This is a genomic window from Povalibacter uvarum (assembly GCF_014202975.1).
Classification (GTDB): Bacteria; Pseudomonadota; Gammaproteobacteria; order Steroidobacterales; family Steroidobacteraceae; genus Steroidobacter; species Steroidobacter uvarum.
Map to the genome: position 1 here is coordinate 363,200 of NZ_JACHHZ010000001.1, position 15,709 is coordinate 378,908.

At 63.4% G+C, this 15,709-nt stretch carries 15 protein-coding genes and 1 tRNA gene; 14 read left to right on the forward strand and 2 right to left on the reverse strand.

Annotation, left to right across the window (positions count from 1 at the left end; translation table 11 throughout):
• Positions 1-6: 6 nt before the first annotated feature.
• From HNQ60_RS01500 to panC, 3 genes are all read left to right on the forward strand, one after another.
• Complete coding sequence (locus HNQ60_RS01500) at positions 7-678, forward strand: deoxynucleoside kinase (protein WP_184329252.1); 672 nt, start codon at positions 7-9, stop codon at positions 676-678.
• A gap of 188 nt (positions 679-866) precedes the next feature.
• Entirely contained in the window at positions 867-1,694 is an 828-nt protein-coding gene (panB, locus tag HNQ60_RS01505) for a 3-methyl-2-oxobutanoate hydroxymethyltransferase (RefSeq protein ID WP_184329253.1), read from the forward strand.
• A 20-nt stretch (positions 1,695-1,714) separates the two neighbouring features.
• Positions 1,715-2,566, forward strand: a complete 852-nt coding sequence (panC, locus tag HNQ60_RS01510; RefSeq protein ID WP_184329254.1) for a pantoate--beta-alanine ligase — start codon at positions 1,715-1,717, stop codon at positions 2,564-2,566.
• Here panC and queG read toward each other — a convergent pair whose 3' ends face one another.
• A complete protein-coding gene (gene queG, locus HNQ60_RS01515; protein WP_184329255.1) occupies positions 2,567-3,634 on the reverse strand; it encodes a tRNA epoxyqueuosine(34) reductase QueG in 1,068 nt (355 codons plus the stop codon).
• A gap of 24 nt (positions 3,635-3,658) precedes the next feature.
• On the opposite strand from queG, the gene HNQ60_RS01520 reads away from it, so the two are divergent.
• The 11 genes from HNQ60_RS01520 (at position 3,659) to HNQ60_RS01570 (ending at position 15,366) form a co-directional block, all read left to right on the forward strand.
• Complete coding sequence (locus tag HNQ60_RS01520; protein WP_184329256.1) at positions 3,659-5,149, forward strand: NAD(P)H-hydrate dehydratase; 1,491 nt, start codon at positions 3,659-3,661, stop codon at positions 5,147-5,149.
• The gene (gene tsaE, locus HNQ60_RS01525; RefSeq protein ID WP_221303963.1) at positions 5,122-5,625 is read left to right on the forward strand and encodes a tRNA (adenosine(37)-N6)-threonylcarbamoyltransferase complex ATPase subunit type 1 TsaE; all 504 of its coding nucleotides are present in this window, start codon (positions 5,122-5,124) and stop codon (positions 5,623-5,625) included. The genes HNQ60_RS01520 and tsaE overlap by 28 nt, the downstream gene beginning before the upstream one ends.
• A 63-nt stretch (positions 5,626-5,688) precedes the next feature.
• Positions 5,689-6,969 (forward strand): N-acetylmuramoyl-L-alanine amidase, encoded by a 1,281-nt coding sequence (locus HNQ60_RS01530; protein ID WP_221303964.1) that lies wholly within the window; start codon positions 5,689-5,691, stop codon positions 6,967-6,969.
• A gap of 49 nt (positions 6,970-7,018) precedes the next feature.
• Positions 7,019-8,824: a DNA mismatch repair endonuclease MutL gene (gene mutL / locus HNQ60_RS01535; protein ID WP_184329257.1), complete on the forward strand. Its 1,806-nt coding sequence runs from the start codon at positions 7,019-7,021 to the stop codon at positions 8,822-8,824.
• Positions 8,821-9,786: a tRNA (adenosine(37)-N6)-dimethylallyltransferase MiaA gene (miaA, locus tag HNQ60_RS01540; protein WP_184329258.1), complete on the forward strand. Its 966-nt coding sequence runs from the start codon at positions 8,821-8,823 to the stop codon at positions 9,784-9,786. Before mutL ends, miaA begins: the two co-directional genes overlap by 4 nt.
• Positions 9,787-9,958: 172 nt before the next feature.
• The gene (gene hfq / locus HNQ60_RS01545; protein WP_184329259.1) at positions 9,959-10,216 is read left to right on the forward strand and encodes an RNA chaperone Hfq; all 258 of its coding nucleotides are present in this window, start codon (positions 9,959-9,961) and stop codon (positions 10,214-10,216) included.
• 98 nt (positions 10,217-10,314) lie between these two features.
• Positions 10,315-11,658: a ribosome rescue GTPase HflX gene (gene hflX / locus HNQ60_RS01550; protein WP_184329260.1), complete on the forward strand. Its 1,344-nt coding sequence runs from the start codon at positions 10,315-10,317 to the stop codon at positions 11,656-11,658.
• A gap of 31 nt (positions 11,659-11,689) precedes the next feature.
• Complete coding sequence (hflK, locus tag HNQ60_RS01555) at positions 11,690-12,856, forward strand: FtsH protease activity modulator HflK (protein WP_184329261.1); 1,167 nt, start codon at positions 11,690-11,692, stop codon at positions 12,854-12,856.
• The gene (hflC, locus tag HNQ60_RS01560) at positions 12,856-13,728 is read left to right on the forward strand and encodes a protease modulator HflC (protein ID WP_221303965.1); all 873 of its coding nucleotides are present in this window, start codon (positions 12,856-12,858) and stop codon (positions 13,726-13,728) included. Before hflK ends, hflC begins: the two co-directional genes overlap by 1 nt.
• Before the next feature lie 62 nt (positions 13,729-13,790).
• The gene (locus HNQ60_RS01565; RefSeq protein WP_184329262.1) at positions 13,791-13,982 is read left to right on the forward strand and encodes a DUF2065 domain-containing protein; all 192 of its coding nucleotides are present in this window, start codon (positions 13,791-13,793) and stop codon (positions 13,980-13,982) included.
• A 91-nt stretch (positions 13,983-14,073) separates the two neighbouring features.
• On the forward strand, positions 14,074-15,366 hold the full coding sequence (locus HNQ60_RS01570) for an adenylosuccinate synthase (protein WP_184329263.1): 1,293 nt from the start codon (positions 14,074-14,076) through the stop codon (positions 15,364-15,366).
• Between the two features lie 93 nt (positions 15,367-15,459).
• On the opposite strand, the gene HNQ60_RS01575 is transcribed toward HNQ60_RS01570, so the two are convergent.
• Positions 15,460-15,544: transfer RNA gene (locus HNQ60_RS01575), tRNA-Leu, on the reverse strand.
• Between the last annotated feature and the right edge of the window lie 165 nt (positions 15,545-15,709).

The following is a 15,709-nucleotide window of genomic DNA, read 5'->3' on the forward strand; positions in this document are numbered from 1 at the left end:
CGCCGCATGTCCGACAAGCCTTCCATTCAGCCACCGCCGCATCGTTTCGTCGTCGTCGAAGGACCGATCGGCGTCGGCAAGACGAGTCTTGCGCGCCGCCTCGCGCGCAGCTTCGGCAGCGAGCTGATCCTCGAGCAGGCGGAGGAGAATCCCTTCCTCGAGCGGTTCTACAAGAATCCGCGCGCGGGCGCCCTGCCGACGCAGTTGTTCTTCCTGTTTCAGCGCACCCGGCAGCTCGAGGACATCCGCCAGCACGATCTCTTCGACACCGTGCGCGTCGCCGACTATCTGCTGGACAAGGACCGACTCTTCGCTCGCCTGACCCTCGATGACGAGGAGTTCGGACTGTATGAGCAGATCTACGCGCGGCTTGCGATCGACACGCCGGTGCCCGATCTCGTGATCTATCTGCAGGCGCCGATCGATGTGCTCCTGGAGAGGATCGCGCGACGCGGTATCCGCTATGAGCAGCAGATCGACCGCGGGTACCTCGAGCGTCTGCAGGAAGCGTACGCGCGGTTCTTCCATGCTTATGACACCTCGCCGCTGCTGATCGTCAACGCGGCGCAGGCCGACTTCGTCAGCAATGATCGCGACTACGAGCAATTGTTCGAGCAGGTCCGGCGCGTTCGCAAGGGAAGGCACTACTACAATCCCCTCAAGAGCACGGCCGACTGATACCGGTATACCCGCGCACCTGCCGCGGGTTCGGTGCTGCATTTCCCGGCCTGCACGCGGTTGATGTTTGGGTGCCTGTCGTTCATTCTTGGCGCCCGTCGGCCGGGGGGTTGACGCGCTGATTGGCATCGATGCCGGGCTCGGCGATCTCCCCGCCAACTTCAGGCACTCAAATCGCGAGCGATTCGATGTACAAGCATCTGCAAGAGCGGTACGCACCGCGTCCGCCAGTGAACATTGCGACGCTGCATCGCATGAAGGCCGAGGGCGAGAAGATCGCGTGCATCACAGCGTATGACGCGAGCTTCGCCACCCTGGTCGACGATGCGGGCATCGACATGGTGCTGGTCGGCGATTCGCTCGGCATGGTGATCCAGGGGCACGACACCACCGTGCCCGTCACGCTCAACGATGTGATCTATCACTGCCGCGCTGTCGCGAAGGGTCTGTATCGCCCGTTCATGATGGCCGACATGCCGTTCATGACTTATTCCTCGAAGGAGCAGGCGCTCGACAACGCCGTGCGACTCATGCAGGAAGGCGGCGCGAAGATGGTGAAGCTCGAAGGCGGCGCGGGTCAGGTCGATATCGTCGAGTTCCTAGCGAATCACGACATCGCGGTCTGCGCGCATCTCGGTCTGAAGCCACAGTCCGTCCACAAAGTCGGCGGCTTCCGTGTGCAAGGACGTGAGGACGCTGCAGCGGAGCAGATGCTCAATGACGCGAAGGCACTCGAGGGCGCGGGCGCGGACGTAGTGCTGCTCGAGTGCATTCCCTCTGCGCTGGGTACACGCATCACGAAGGAACTGCACGTGCCTGTGATCGGCATCGGTGCCGGCCCCGAGACAGATGGACAGATCCTGGTGCTCTACGATGTGCTCGACATCACGGCGGGCCGCAAACCGAAGTTCTCGAAGAACTTCATGGAAGGGCACGGCAGTGCGCTCGAAGCGGTCAAGGCTTACACCGAGGCTGTCAAAGCGCGCACGTATCCCGCTCCCGAGCATTGCTTCTGACGATTCCCGCAAGCGCTTCGATGCAAACGATCACACGTACCAGCGATCTGCGCCGCCTCGTGACGCAATGGCGCACGGCGGGCGAGCGCGTTGCCTTCGTGCCAACGATGGGCAATCTGCATGCGGGACATGGCAGCCTCGTGCATCGCGCGAACGAGCTTGCCGATCGGGTCGTCGTCAGCGTCTTCGTGAATCCATTGCAGTTCGGTCCGAACGAAGACTTCGCGGCTTATCCGCGCACGCCGGAGGATGACGCCAGGTTGCTCGAATCGCTCGGCGTGGATGTCCTGTTCATGCCGGAAGTCGATGAGATGTATCCGCGCGGGCAGGAAGCCACCGCGCGAGTGCAGGTGCCGGGGATCGACAGCATCCTCTGCGGCGCATTTCGGCCAGGTCACTTCACCGGCGTCGCCACCATCGTTGCGAAGCTGCTCAACCTGGTGCAGCCGGATGTCGCGCTGTTCGGCGAGAAGGACTACCAGCAGCTCATGATCATCCGGCGCACGGTCGAGGATCTGTGCATGCCGATGGAGATCGTCGGCGTGGCGACGACCCGCGAGACAGACGGGCTCGCGATGAGCTCACGCAATCGCTATCTGTCGGCGGATGATCGCCGCGTCGCGCCGGTGATCTTTGCGGAGCTCGAACGCACGCGAAAGGCAATCGAAGCGGGATCGAACGACTTCGCCGGCCTGGAGCAGACGGGCCTCGAAGCGCTGAAGCGCAATGGATTTCGTCCGGATTATTTTTCCATTCGCGATGCCGAAACGCTCGGCGAGCCGGACACGGGCGGCGATTTCGTGATCCTGACCGCGGCACGGATCGGCCGCGCTCGTCTCATCGACAACGTCAGAGCCTCCCGCAGGCGCTAGCTATCGCGCGTGCTGGGCCAGCGCCCAGGACACGTGCTCTCGCACCATCGCGGATTCGCAGTCGGATCGCGACTGCAACGCCGCAACGACGTCGTCGGAAGTCGCCGCATTCCCCAGTGCCACTGCAATGTTGCGCAGCCAGCATTCGTAGCCGATGCGGCGGATCGCGCTGCCTTCCGTCCTCTCCAGGAATTGCGCTTCAGACCAGGCGAAGAGCCCGACGAGCGTCGGTGCGTCGAGTCCATGCCGGACGATGAAGTCCTTCTCCACCGCCAGCTGCGCGAACTTGTTCCAGGGGCAGACGAGCTGGCAGTCGTCGCAACCGTAGATCCGGTTGCCCATCGCCTTGCGAAACTCCAGTGGGATCGACTCACGCAGTTCGATCGTGAGGTAGGAGATGCAGCGGCGTGCGTCGAGCTCGTACGGACCGACGATGGCCTGCGTCGGGCAGATATCGATGCAGGCAGTGCAGGTCCCGCAATGAGCCGTCGCGGGTTCATCGACCGGCAGCGGCAGGTCCGTCAGGATCTCGCCCAGAAAGAACCACGAGCCGGCATTGCGATTGATGAGATTCGTGTGCTTGCCGATCCAGCCCAGGCCCGCCTGTCGCGCGAATGCCTTCTCGAGTATCGGTGCGCTGTCGACGAACGCCCGATAGCGCGTTCCGCTGCAGCGTTCGGACACCTTGTCCGCGAGCTTTGCGAGCCGTGCGCGCAGCAGCTTGTGATAGTCGCGACCGAGTGCGTAGCGCGAGATGTAGCCGAGCGAAGAATTCTCTAGCACTTCCTCGGCCGGCGCTGCGTCCGGCGGGAGATAGTCCATTCGCGCCGAGATCACGCGGATGGTGCCGGGCACCAGTTCCTGGGGTCGGGCGCGCATGCGGCCGTGACGATGCATGTAGTCCATCGCACCGTGCCGGCTCAGCTCGAGCCACCGCATGAGCTTTTCTTCATCGTCATCGATCCCGATCGCCGCAATACCGATCTGCTGGAAGCCAAGGTCCTGGCCCCACTGGCGGATCTCGTCGACGAGCGTGTCGGCGGAAAAACTGGAGGAAAGTCCGGACATGCGTGGCGCAAGTATACTGGCGGCATGGTCCCGCTGCCGCTTGCCATTCATACCGCCGAACAGGTCCGGTCGCTCGATCGGCATGCAATCGCGCAGCTCGGCATCCCGGGTTACACGTTGATGACATCGGCAGGCGAGGCCGCGCTGACGACGCTTCGCAGTTACTGGCCTGCCGCTCAGCGAATCGCCGTGCTCTGCGGTCCGGGAAACAATGCCGGCGATGGTTATGTGCTTGCGCGGCTCGCTCGCGCTCGCCGCCTGGATGTCAGTGTCGTCGCGATGACGGATCCGCGCTCCCTGCGTGGCGACGCGCAGCGCGCATGGTCCGATTTCGTTGCGGAAGGGGGTGTGACGCGCGAATGGTCCGACGACTGTCTCGACAACGCCGAGATCGTGGTCGATGCGATCTTCGGTATCGGCTTGTCCCGCACGCTCGATGGTTCGATGTGCGAGCGGATTCGCAGGATCAACGAATGTCGCGCGTCGATCCTGGCGCTCGATATCCCGAGCGGGCTCGATGCTGATACCGGCCACATTCATGGCGCGGTGATTCATGCGGAGCGCACGCTCACGTTCATGGGCCTCAAGCTCGGGTTCTATCTCGGTGAAGGTCCGAACTGCACCGGAATCGTGATGTTCGATGGCCTCGAGCTGCCGACCGCGGCGTTTTCGCATGTGGACCCATCCGCACTGCGCATCGGGGATGATGCCTTGGCGCGCCTGTTGCCGAGGCGACGCCGCACGACACATAAGGGGCAACAGGGCCACGTGCTGATCGTTGCCGGCGGTCCGGGCATGGCCGGCGCTGCGCGTCTCGCCGGCGAAGCGGCGCTCAGAGTCGGAGCAGGGCTCGTGACCGTCGCGACGCGGCCCGAAAACGTTGCGGCGATCGTCGGGCAGAGGCCCGAACTGATCTGTCGCGGAATCGAGCGTGTCGACGAGCTGACGCCGTTACTGGAGCGTGCGGACGTACTGGCGATCGGTCCCGGCCTCGGGCAGGACGACTGGGCACAAGCGCTGGTCAATCATTCCATCCGTCTCGCCTTGCCGACCGTCATCGACGCGGACGGCATCAATCTTCTCGCTCAATCGCCGTCGAAGGGCGAACACCGCATCCTGACTCCACATCCCGGTGAAGCGGGGCGTTTGCTCGGGATCTCGACAGCGCAGGTGCAATCGGATCGACTGGCCGCTGCGCGAGGCATCGTCGATCGGTATGGCGGCACCGTTGTGCTCAAAGGGGCGGGCACCCTGGTCGTCGAGCGCAATGCGCTGCCTTCCATCTGCGATCAGGGCAATCCGGGAATGGCCTCGCCCGGCATGGGTGACGTGCTGACCGGAGTAATCGCGGGCATTGCGGCTCAGACCGCGGAACTTGCCGAAGCGGCTCGCGCCGGTGTGCTCGTGCATGCGATGGCGGGCGACATGGCGGCGCGGCGCGGTGAGCGCGGTTTGCTCGCGAGCGATCTCTTCAACTATCTGCCGACGTGCGTCAATCCAACTCAACGATTCTGAAAGTCGCCGACGTCCAGGCGATGAAGGCGCTCGGCCGCGCACTGGGCGAGGCATTGCTGATGCCATCGCGCCAGGCGATCGTCGTCGCGATTCGCGGCGATCTCGGCGCCGGAAAGACCACGTTGGTCGGCGGTGTGCTCAACGGTGTGGGATTCAAGGGGAATGCGCGAAGCCCGACGTACACGCTCATCGAGCCGTACGAGACGCCGCAGCGGCATTTCTATCATCTCGATCTCTATCGGCTGGCCGATCCGCGCGAGGTGGAGGCGCTGGGATTGCGCGATCTTCTGACGAGCGATTCGGCGCTGCTGATCGAATGGCCGGAGCGCGGCGAAGGAGTGCTGCCCGTCGCCGATCTCGCGATTTCGATCGACTACTCGGCGGGCGATACCCGTGAAGTTTCACTCGCGGCGCAGACCGCGGCGGGGGAGGAAGTGCTCCGGAAGGTCCTCGAAGTGCGATCGGACTCAAGGTAAGTGCCCTATCTTCATAATTTCTATTGAAATTATTGGCTACCTGCGGGTACATTACGCTGCAACATGACACTCGCCATGCGCCATGCGTCCTTCTGGGCTCGCTTCCGGCTAGCGCTCGGTGCGTGTTGCGCGGTGTTCTTTGCCTCTCTGGCGCTCGCGGCGCCTTCCGTTCTCGTCAAAGACATTCGCCTGTGGGCCGGTCCCGACGGCACCCGCGTCGTGTTCGATCTCAGCGGTCCCGCGCGCTATTCCCTGACGACGCTCCAGAATCCCGATCGTGTCGTCGTCGACATCACTGCGGCCCGGTTCGAGAAGGGCACACTCGCGATGCCCGCCGGTCAGGGTTTCGCAAAGCAATTGCGTGCAGGCCCGCAGGGTCAGGATCTGCGTTTGGTCGTCGATCTGACTTCGGCGGCGACGGCGAATTCATTCATGGTCGAGCCGCAGGGTGAGCTCGGTCATCGGCTGGTGCTCGATCTCGCTGGCGGAGCCGTACAGATGGCGGCGCCGGCTCCGAAGCCGGCGGTCGCTGAACCTGTTCCCGTTAAGAGTGCGCCGGTCGGCAATGGCCGTGACGTGATCGTTGCGATCGATGCAGGGCACGGTGGCGACGATCCCGGTGCAATGGGGCGCGGCGGCTTGCGTGAAAAGGACGTGACGATGGCCATCGCACGCCGGCTCAAGGCAGTCATCGACAAAGAGCCGGGCATGCGAGCGATCCTCACGCGCGACGGCGACTACTTCCTCGCACATCGGGTCCGGATCAAGCGCGCACGCGACCAGCAGGCGGATATGTTCGTGTCGATCCACGCGGACTCGTATACGGATCGCTCGGTCGTCGGTTCGTCCGTCTACACGTTGTCCGCTCGCGGAGCGTCGGACGAGGCGGCCAGGTGGTTGGCGGAACGCGAGAACGCGGCCGATCTGGTTGGCGGCGTTTCACTCGACAACAAGAGCGACGTTCTGGCGTCCGTGCTCCTGGACCTGTCGCAGGGGGCCAGCATGAGCGCGAGCATTGTCGCCGCCGAGAAGGTCATGGGCGAGCTCGATCGCATCGGCAACGTGACGCGACGTGGCGTGAAGCAGGCGGGATTCCTTGTGCTCAAGTCTCCGGACATTCCCTCGATGCTCGTGGAGACGGCGTTCATCTCGAACGTAAACGAGGAAGCGCGTCTCAAGGACACACGCCACCAGCAGCGACTGGCTGAAGCGATTCACGCCGGCGTGCGCACGTACTTCTATGAGAATCCGCCGCCGGGTTCCTACATCGCGCAACTGCGACAGCAGCGCGACGGCAGCCGGATCGCTTCCGCTGGCGCCGCCGGAAACGCCGCAGCCCGCTGACCCCTCTCTGGTATTCTCGCGCGACCGCTGATTCCCGCTGGTCGCTCCCATGCCGATTCGCGTTCTTCCCGAGCAACTCATTCATCAGATCGCCGCCGGCGAGGTCATCGAGCGCCCTGCGTCCGTCATCAAGGAACTGATCGAGAACAGTCTCGATGCGGGCTCGAAGCGTGTGGAAGTCGAGATCGAAGAGGGCGGAGTGAAGCTCTGCCGGATCCGCGACGATGGCAAAGGCATCGAGCGCGACGAGCTGGCGCTGGCGCTGTCGCGGCATGCGACGAGCAAGATCACGACGATCGACGATCTCGAGCGCGTGGCAACGCTCGGCTTTCGCGGCGAGGCGCTGCCCAGTATTGCCTCGATTTCACGCATGCGGCTCGTTTCCCGGGCCGCCGGCAGCCCGCAGGCGTATGAAATCGCATCGGATAACGGCAACCTGAGTGAGGCAGCACCGGCTGCGCATCCGTTCGGCACGACGATCGAGGTGCGCGATCTGTTCTTCAACGTGCCGGCGCGCCGCAAATTCCTGCGTGCTGAGCGAACGGAGACGCAGCACATCACCCGGATGATCGAGCGCCTCGCGCTTTCGTGCTTCGGTACGGCATTCTCGCTCACCGTCGGCAGGAAGGTCGTCGCCGACTATCCGATCGCGAATACGCAGATCGAGCGCGAACGCCGCGTCGCCGCCATCGTCGGCGATGAGTTCATGGCGAACGCGCTGTTCGTCGAGCACGAATCCGCGGGCTGCAAACTCTCGGGCTGGCTTTGCCAGCCGACATACGCCCGTGCCCAGCCCGATCTCCAGCATTTCTATCTGAACGGCCGCATGCTGCGCGATCGCTTGATCTCGAGCGCGATCCGGCTCGGCTATCGCGACGTCATGTTCAGCGGGCGGCAGCCTGCTTTCGTGCTGTTCATGGAGATGGATCCCACGCAGGTCGACGTGAATGCACATCCGGCGAAACTCGAAGTCCGGTTTCGCGATGGCCGGCACGTCCACGATTTCCTGTTCCGAACGGTCGAGCGCGTGCTGCGCGACACGTACGCCGGCGCAAGCACGCCCGCTCCCGCGCCAGCGAGTATCAACACATTCATGCCAGCAGCGAATGCCGGCGTTGTGTGGCCGGCCCGCGGGCCGGTGCAATATGAGAATCGATCGTTCGCCGGCGGCCAGTCGTCGCTGAGCCTGCGCGTCGCCGAGCCAGCGATGGTGCCGTTCGCCGTCTCCGGGTCGGCGGAAGCGTCGATGGCGCAATCGCTACCGTCCGAGGCGCCGCCGCTGGGTTTCGCGATTGCTCAACTCCATGGCATCTACATTCTTTCGCAGGCGCCCGAAGGCCTGATCCTTGTGGATATGCATGCTGCCCACGAGCGCACGACGTACGAGCGCATGAAGGCTGCGCTTGGCGACGGTGGCGTCGGGAGCCAGCCGCTGCTCGTGCCGTTGTCGATCAGCGTTTCGCAGGCAGAAGCGGACGCGCTGGAAGAGCACGCGCCGATGCTGAGGCAGGCTGGTCTGGACATCGAGCGGTCAGGGCCGGCAGGCATTCATGTTCGTGCGCTGCCTGCATTCCTGAAAGCGAAGGACATCGACGCGTTGATCGCTCGCATCGGTGCGGACCTGGTAGCGAATGGCACTTCGCGCGGCGTGGAAGAAGCATTGAACGAAGTGCTCGGAACGATCGCGTGCCATGGCGCCGTGCGTGCGCATCGCAATCTCACCGTTCCGGAGATGAATGCGCTGCTGAGAGAGATGGAGCGCACGGTACGCAGCGACCAATGCAATCACGGGCGACCGACCTGGACCTTCGTGAGCATGAGCGATCTGGATCGAATGTTTCTGCGCGGACGATGAAGGACGATCGGGCCAAGCCGCAGGGGCCTGTCGTCCTGCTCATGGGGCCGACGGGGGCAGGCAAGACCGACCTCGCATTGCATCTCGCCGCCCGCTGGCCGATCGACATCGTGAGCGTCGACTCCGCGATGGTGTATCGCGGGATGAACATCGGGACAGGCAAACCGTCGCCGGATGTGCTGCGTCGCTTCCCGCATCGGCTGGTCGATATCCTCGATCCCGCCGAAGCCTATTCGGCGGGCCAGTTCGTGCGCGATGCGCGGCAGGCCATCCAGGAGAGCCATGGGAGCGGTCGCATTCCGCTGCTGGTCGGCGGCACGATGTTGTATTTCCGTGCTCTGCGGCAGGGTCTCGCGGAGCTGCCGACGGCGAACCCCGAGCTCCGCTCAGCGATCGATGCCGAGGCGGCCGAACGCGGCTGGCCGGCGATGCACGCTGAACTTGCGCGCATAGACCCGGTCTCAGCAGCACGAATCCAGCCGAATGACGGTCAACGGATCCAGCGTGCACTGGAGGTTTTCCGTCTGACCGGCCGGACGCTGACGGATTTTCACGCGGCGACCGTCACACCGGAACCAGGACTGCGCTTCATCTCTTATGCCTGGGTGCCGGGCGATCGCGATCGGTTGTATGACGCGATTGCCCGACGATTCGCGGCAATGATGGAAGCGGGGTTGCTGGCCGAGGTCGGAGATCTACATCGGCGGGAAGATCTGCACTCGCGATTGCCCTCGATACGTTCGGTGGGGTATCGCCAGTTGTGGGAGCATCTCGAAGGCACTGTGCCGTTGCAGCAAGCGATCACGAACGCAATCGTTGCGACGCGTCATCTCGCACGCAGACAATTGGTGTGGTTACGTGCAGATGCGGATGTAAAGTGGATCGATGCCCTTGAATCTTCCGCGAGCGCCCTAATGGAGCGCGAGATCGATTCGATAAGTAACGTCCGAGGGTCCGCTTGAGGCTCAGTATTAAACGAAAGCACGATCTCGAACCTGACCTCGCTGTGCTAGACTGCGGCACTGCAACGAACGCGAGGATGGCGTTCGTGAGCTGTCGTCCGGAAGCATGGAAGCGGCGTGCCGGAAACGTTCCAACATCAAAGAATTTCAGAGTAATAACAAGGAGATAATGATGGCCAGAGGGCAATCATTGCAGGACCCGTTCCTGAATACTTTGCGCAAGGAGCGCGTCCCGGTCTCCATTTACCTGGTGAACGGCATCAAGCTGCAAGGTCAGATCGACTCGTTCGATCAGTTCGTCGTGCTGCTGAAGAACAGCGTAAGCCAGATGGTTTACAAGCACGCCATTTCCACAGTCGTTCCCGCGCGCAGCATTCGTGTGCCGACGGGCGATGAGGATGGCACTGAAGCGACGACGCCGAGCGAGTGAGAATTCCTCAAGCGATGAAATCTCCGCGGACAGTCCGCGGACGATGAATGCTCTGACGATGCACGCTGGACGCCCGACGCAATACGCGGAGAAGTCTGTTGTTTGAACGTCCACGCAGCGGCGAACGCGCTCTGCTGGTACGCATCGGTCTCGGCCAGCCTCCCGGCAAGGATGAATTGAACGAACTGACGTCGCTGGCAGCTTCTGCCGGCGCCGAAGTCCTTGGCGTGATCACCGGCACCCGGCGTGCGCCCGACCCGCGACTCTTCGTGGGCAGCGGCAAGGCGGAGGAAATCCACTCGGCGGTCAAATCGCTGGGCGCGGATCTCGTCGTATTCGATCACGCCTTGTCGCCGAGCCAGGAGCGCAACCTCGAAGCGCTCCTGCAGTGTCGCGTCATCGATCGCACCGGTCTCATCCTCGACATCTTCGCGCAGCGTGCGCGTACGTTCGAAGGTCAGCTCCAGGTCGAACTGGCACAGCTCAAGCACCTGTCGACGCGACTGGTTCGCGGCTGGACGCACCTCGAGCGTCAGAAGGGCGGTATCGGCCTGCGCGGTCCCGGTGAGACCCAGCTCGAAACCGACCGACGCCTGCTGGGCAATCGCATCAAGACGCTGAACGCGCGTCTCGACAAGGTACTTACCCAGCGCGAGACCACGCGCCGTGAACGCAAGCGCGCAGAGATTCCGACGGTCGCGCTCGTGGGCTACACCAACGCCGGCAAGTCGACACTGTTCAACTATCTGACCGGCGCAAAAGCGTTCGCCGCCGATCAGCTCTTCGCTACGCTGGATCCGACTGTCCGCCGACTGAATCTGCCGGATGCACGGTTTGCATTGCTGGCCGACACGGTCGGATTCGTCCGCGACCTTCCGCACGAACTGGTGGCCGCGTTCCGCTCGACTTTGCAGGAAGCGCGCGAGTCGACGCTTCTCCTTCACGTCGTGGATGCTGCTGATCCCGAGCGCGGCGAACGGATCGAACAGGTCAATCGCGTGCTCGAAGAGGTCGGCGCGGGATCTTTGCCGCAGATCGAGGTCTATAACAAGGCGGACCTCCTGGGTGAGGCGCCTCGCGTCGAAGCCGCGGCCGAAGGGCACGTCCGCCGCGTGTGGCTGTCTGCCCAGACCGGAGCGGGTACGGATTTGCTGGTCAACGCCATCGGGGACTTCCTGGGGCCCGAGATCGTGCATCGGCACATCGTGCTCGATCCCGCCCGCGGCCGGGCGCGTGCGCGTTTCTTTGCCGCCGGCGCGGTGCTCGCGGAGAAAACGCTTCCGGGTGGCGAAACGGATCTGGAGATTTCCATGCCCCGGCTGGCGTTCGAAGACCTTTGCCGGACGGAAGGCCTCCCTTTTAGTCCCAACGACCCACTTCAACCTTGTGCCACCGGCGGGCCATTCCTACAATCGCCCGTTCCGACCCGCTGGATTGGCTGACTTTTTTCTTCCGGAGAGTATCGAGCTTCTTATGGCCTGGAACGAATCCGGCGGAAATTCCGGCGGCAAGCGCAACAACCCCTGGGGCGGCGGTGGCGGCAACCGGCCCGATCAGGGTCCCCCCGATCTCGATGAAGTGGTGCGCAACCTGCAGCGCCGGCTCTCGGGCATTTTCGGCGGAGGCAGCGGTCGCGGCGGCGCCGGGACCGGCGGTGGTGCCGCACGGGGATTCGGCATCGGGACGATCGCGCTCGTGCTCGTCGCGATCTGGGCTTTCACCGGTCTCTACCAGGTGGATGCCGCCGAACGCGGCGTCGTGTTGCGGTTCGGTAAGCACGTCGCAACCACTGAACCGGGTCTGCGCTGGCACATGCCGTGGCCGATCGAAACCCGGCAGCTCGTCAATATCCAGACGATCGACAGCTTCAGCGAAACCACCCGCATGCTGACGTCGGACGAAAACCTCGTCGACATCAATCTCGAAGTTCAATTCCGTCGCGCCAATCCGCTGGACTGGGCCTTCAACGTCGAGTCGCCCGACACGACGTTGCGCGAAGTCAGCGAGAGCGCGATTCGCGAAATCATCGGCCGCAGCAAGCTCGATTACGTTCTCGAGTCGGGCCGTCTCGATATCGTCGTGCGCACGAAGGAGCTGATCCAGCGCACGATCGATGCCTACAAGACGGGCCTCGAAGTCACCTCGGTGAACCTGCAGGACGTGAAGGTGCCGAACGAAGTCGGTCCCGCGCAGGCCGATGCCATCAAGGCTCGCGAAGACCGCGATCGTTTCTCGCTGGCCGCGCAGGCCTACGCGAACGACATCATCCCACGTGCGCGTGGTTCGGCAGCCCGCGAAATTCAGGACGCCCAAGCCTATCGCTCCCGCAAGATCGCGGACGCAGAGGGTGAAACGGCGCGCTTCGGCAAGCTTCTCGCCGAATACGAACAGGCGCCGGCTGTGACCCGCGAACGTCTCTACATCGAAACGCTCGAGCAGGTCCTGGCATCCAGCAAGAAGGTCGTGCTCGACACTTCGGGTGGCGGTAACAACCTGGTCTACCTGCCCATCGACAAGCTGCTCGAGCAGACGAGGCGGCCGCGGGTGGAGTCGACTGACGCATCGATGACCATCGAACGTCCCGCGGGATCCGGGACTGACAACACGACCACCGATCGCCGTACGCGAGGATCACGCTGATGGCGAACCGTGCATTTCTGGTGTTGATCGCTATCGCAGCGGCTGCGCTGCTGTTCGCCATGTCCGCGTTCACCGTGCGTGAAACGGAGATGGCCATCAAGTTCCGCTTCGGCGAGATCGTGCGCGCGGACTACGGCCCGGGCCTGCACTTCATGACGCCGTTCGTGAACAAGGTGCAGAAGTTCGACAAGCGCGTGCTGACCGGTAACGTGCCGCCGGAGCAGTTCCTGACGAGCGAAGGCAAGATCCTGCGCATCGACTTCTACATGAAGTGGCGGATCTCCGACGTCTCGACGTTCTACCAGGCGACCTCGGGCGGTGATAAGCGCATCGCCGAAGGGCGACTGGGCGCGATCGTGAAGGATGGCATCAAGGGCGTGATTGCGCGCCGGACCATCCAGCAGGTCGTCGCAGCGGAGCGTGCCGAGTTCACGGGCGAAATTCTCAAGCTGGCCGAGGCGAATGCGCGCGGACTGGGCTTGACGCTCGTCGACGTGCGCGTGAAAAAGATCGACCTGCCCGATGAGGTCAGCGAATCGGTGTTCAATCGCATGCGTCAGGACTTCGACCGCCAGGCGAAGCGGCTGCGCGCGGAAGGTGACGAGAACGCCGAGAAGCTGCGCGCCGAGGCCGATCGCCAGCGTACCGAAATCCTTGCGGAGGCCTATCGCGAAGCCGAAGGCATCCGCGGCGAAGGCGATGCGAAGTCGGCGGAGATCTATGCGCGGACCTATTCGCGCAACGCGGATTTCTATTCGTTCTATCGCAGCATGCAGGCGTATCGCGAGTCGATCGGAACGGAAAGCGACGTGCTCGTGATCTCACCGGACAGCGAGTTCTTCAAGTACCTGAATCGCTCCGGCAAGCGTTGAGCCTGCCGGTGTACGGCGCTGCGGCGTGTCCGCGGATTTGCTTCGGCTGACGTCAAGGCGCCATGAACTGGACAGATCTGCTCGCGGCTTTCGCGTTGTATCTCGTGCTGGAAGGCATCCTGCCGTTCCTGAATCCCCAGGCCATGAAACGCTTCATGCTGACGATGGCGAATCTTCCCGACCGGCAGCTGCGGGTCTGGGGTCTCGTCAGCATGATCGGCGGACTGGTGCTCCTGTATGTCGTGCGATCGTGATCGTCGGCGTGCGGCGAACGTCCGCATCAATGAATCCATGCCGTGAGCGTGTGTCTCGCGGCCCCGTCTTCTTTATTAGCTGTGTGTTCTCATGAGCAACAATGTCGTAGTCATCGGCGCCCAGTGGGGTGATGAAGGCAAGGGCAAGATCGTCGATCTGCTGACAGATCGCGTCGCCGGCGTCGTTCGATTCCAGGGCGGCCACAACGCGGGCCATACGCTCGTCATCAATGGCAAGAAGACGATCCTGCGCCTGATTCCGTCGGGCATCCTCCATGACGGCGTGACGTGCTTCATCGGCAACGGTGTCGTGCTGTCGCCCAAGGCCCTGTTCGAGGAGATGGCGGAGCTGCAGCGTGCGGGAATCGACGCACCGAGCCGCTTGCGGATCTCGGAAGCCTGTCCGCTGATTCTCCCGCATCACATCGCTCTCGATCAGGCGCGCGAAGCGGCGATGGGCGCGGCGAAGATCGGTACGACGGGCCGCGGTATCGGTCCGGCGTACGAAGACAAGGTCGCCCGCCGTGCGATCCGGGTTCAGGATCTGTTCGCGCGCGAACGTTTCGCTGCCAAGCTCGGCGAAGTTCTCGACTATCACAACTTCGTCCTGCGCAATTACTTCAAGGCTCAGACGGTCGATTTCCAGCAGACGCTCGATGAGTCGCTGCAGTTCGCCGACCGGCTGAAGCCGATGGTCGCCGACGTCTCCGCTGAAGTGAACGCGTTGATACGTGCCGGCAAGCGATTGCTCTTCGAAGGCGCGCAGGCTGCGCTGCTGGACGTCGATCACGGCACGTATCCGTTCGTCACGTCGAGCAATTGCGTTGCGGGTCAGGCGTCAGCCGGTGTCGGTGTCGGTCCGCAGCATCTGCACTACGTCCTGGGCGTCGCGAAGGCTTACGCAACGCGCGTCGGCAGCGGCCCATTCCCCACGGAGCTCGACGACGAAGTCGGCGAGCATCTGCGCGTGAAGGGCAACGAATACGGTTCGGTCACGGGACGTCCCCGTCGTTGCGGCTGGTTCGATGCCGCGGGACTGCGCAGAGTGGTCGAGCTCAACGGAGTTTCGGGACTGTGCATCACGAAACTCGACGTGCTCGATGGTCTCGACACCGTGCGTGTCGCCGTCGGATACAAGGTGCGCGGCGAGAAGCGAGACATCCTCCCGGTTGGCGCCGAGGCGCTGGCGATCTGCGAGCCGATCTACGAGGAACACTCCGGCTGGAAGGAGAGCACGTTCGGGGTGAAGTCGTTCGACGCGTTGCCGCGCGAAGCGCAGGCCTACCTCAAACGACTCGAGGAGCTCGTCGGAGCGCCGATCGCGATCATTTCGACCGGACCTGATCGCAGCGAGACGATCGTCCTGCGCAATCCGCTGGATTGACAGGCCCGCCCCACTGGAGCACGGCGCAAGCGGGACAGCCGACGCGAGCACGCACCGCGTCGGGTGCATGTCACCGGCTGTCGATAAGGAACTTGGTGCCCAGGAGAGGACTCGAACCTCCAAGGATCGCTCCACTGGTACCTGAAACCAGCGCGTCTACCAATTCCGCCACCTGGGCAGGGGAAGGAATGCGGGGCCCAGCCCCGCAAGGCGCGCAAATCTACCGGCGGCATCCCGCAGTGTCAATCCAAGCGGCGTCAATCCGAAGCGTCGACATACGACGCCACCGGCACGCAGCTATCCATCCATTTTTCAGTGCATCCCGCACAAACCCGGCGTTCGC

Bases quoted from the DNA above. Each gene is read 5' to 3' on its own strand.
- HNQ60_RS01570 (WP_184329263.1), top strand. From the start codon at position 14,074: ATGAGCAACAATGTCGTAGTCATCGGCGCCCAGTGGGGTGATGAAGGC.
- HNQ60_RS01565 (WP_184329262.1), top strand. From the start codon at position 13,791: ATGAACTGGACAGATCTGCTCGCGGCTTTCGCGTTGTATCTCGTGCTG.
- mutL (WP_184329257.1), top strand. From the start codon at position 7,019: ATGCCGATTCGCGTTCTTCCCGAGCAACTCATTCATCAGATCGCCGCC.
- panB (WP_184329253.1), top strand. From the start codon at position 867: ATGTACAAGCATCTGCAAGAGCGGTACGCACCGCGTCCGCCAGTGAAC.
- miaA (WP_184329258.1), top strand. From the start codon at position 8,821: ATGAAGGACGATCGGGCCAAGCCGCAGGGGCCTGTCGTCCTGCTCATG.
- hflC (WP_221303965.1), top strand. From the start codon at position 12,856: ATGGCGAACCGTGCATTTCTGGTGTTGATCGCTATCGCAGCGGCTGCG.
- HNQ60_RS01530 (WP_221303964.1), top strand. From the start codon at position 5,689: ATGACACTCGCCATGCGCCATGCGTCCTTCTGGGCTCGCTTCCGGCTA.
- queG (WP_184329255.1), bottom strand. From the start codon at position 3,634: ATGTCCGGACTTTCCTCCAGTTTTTCCGCCGACACGCTCGTCGACGAG.
- HNQ60_RS01500 (WP_184329252.1), top strand. From the start codon at position 7: ATGTCCGACAAGCCTTCCATTCAGCCACCGCCGCATCGTTTCGTCGTC.
- hfq (WP_184329259.1), top strand. From the start codon at position 9,959: ATGGCCAGAGGGCAATCATTGCAGGACCCGTTCCTGAATACTTTGCGC.
- HNQ60_RS01520 (WP_184329256.1), top strand. From the start codon at position 3,659: ATGGTCCCGCTGCCGCTTGCCATTCATACCGCCGAACAGGTCCGGTCG.
- hflK (WP_184329261.1), top strand. From the start codon at position 11,690: ATGGCCTGGAACGAATCCGGCGGAAATTCCGGCGGCAAGCGCAACAAC.
- panC (WP_184329254.1), top strand. From the start codon at position 1,715: ATGCAAACGATCACACGTACCAGCGATCTGCGCCGCCTCGTGACGCAA.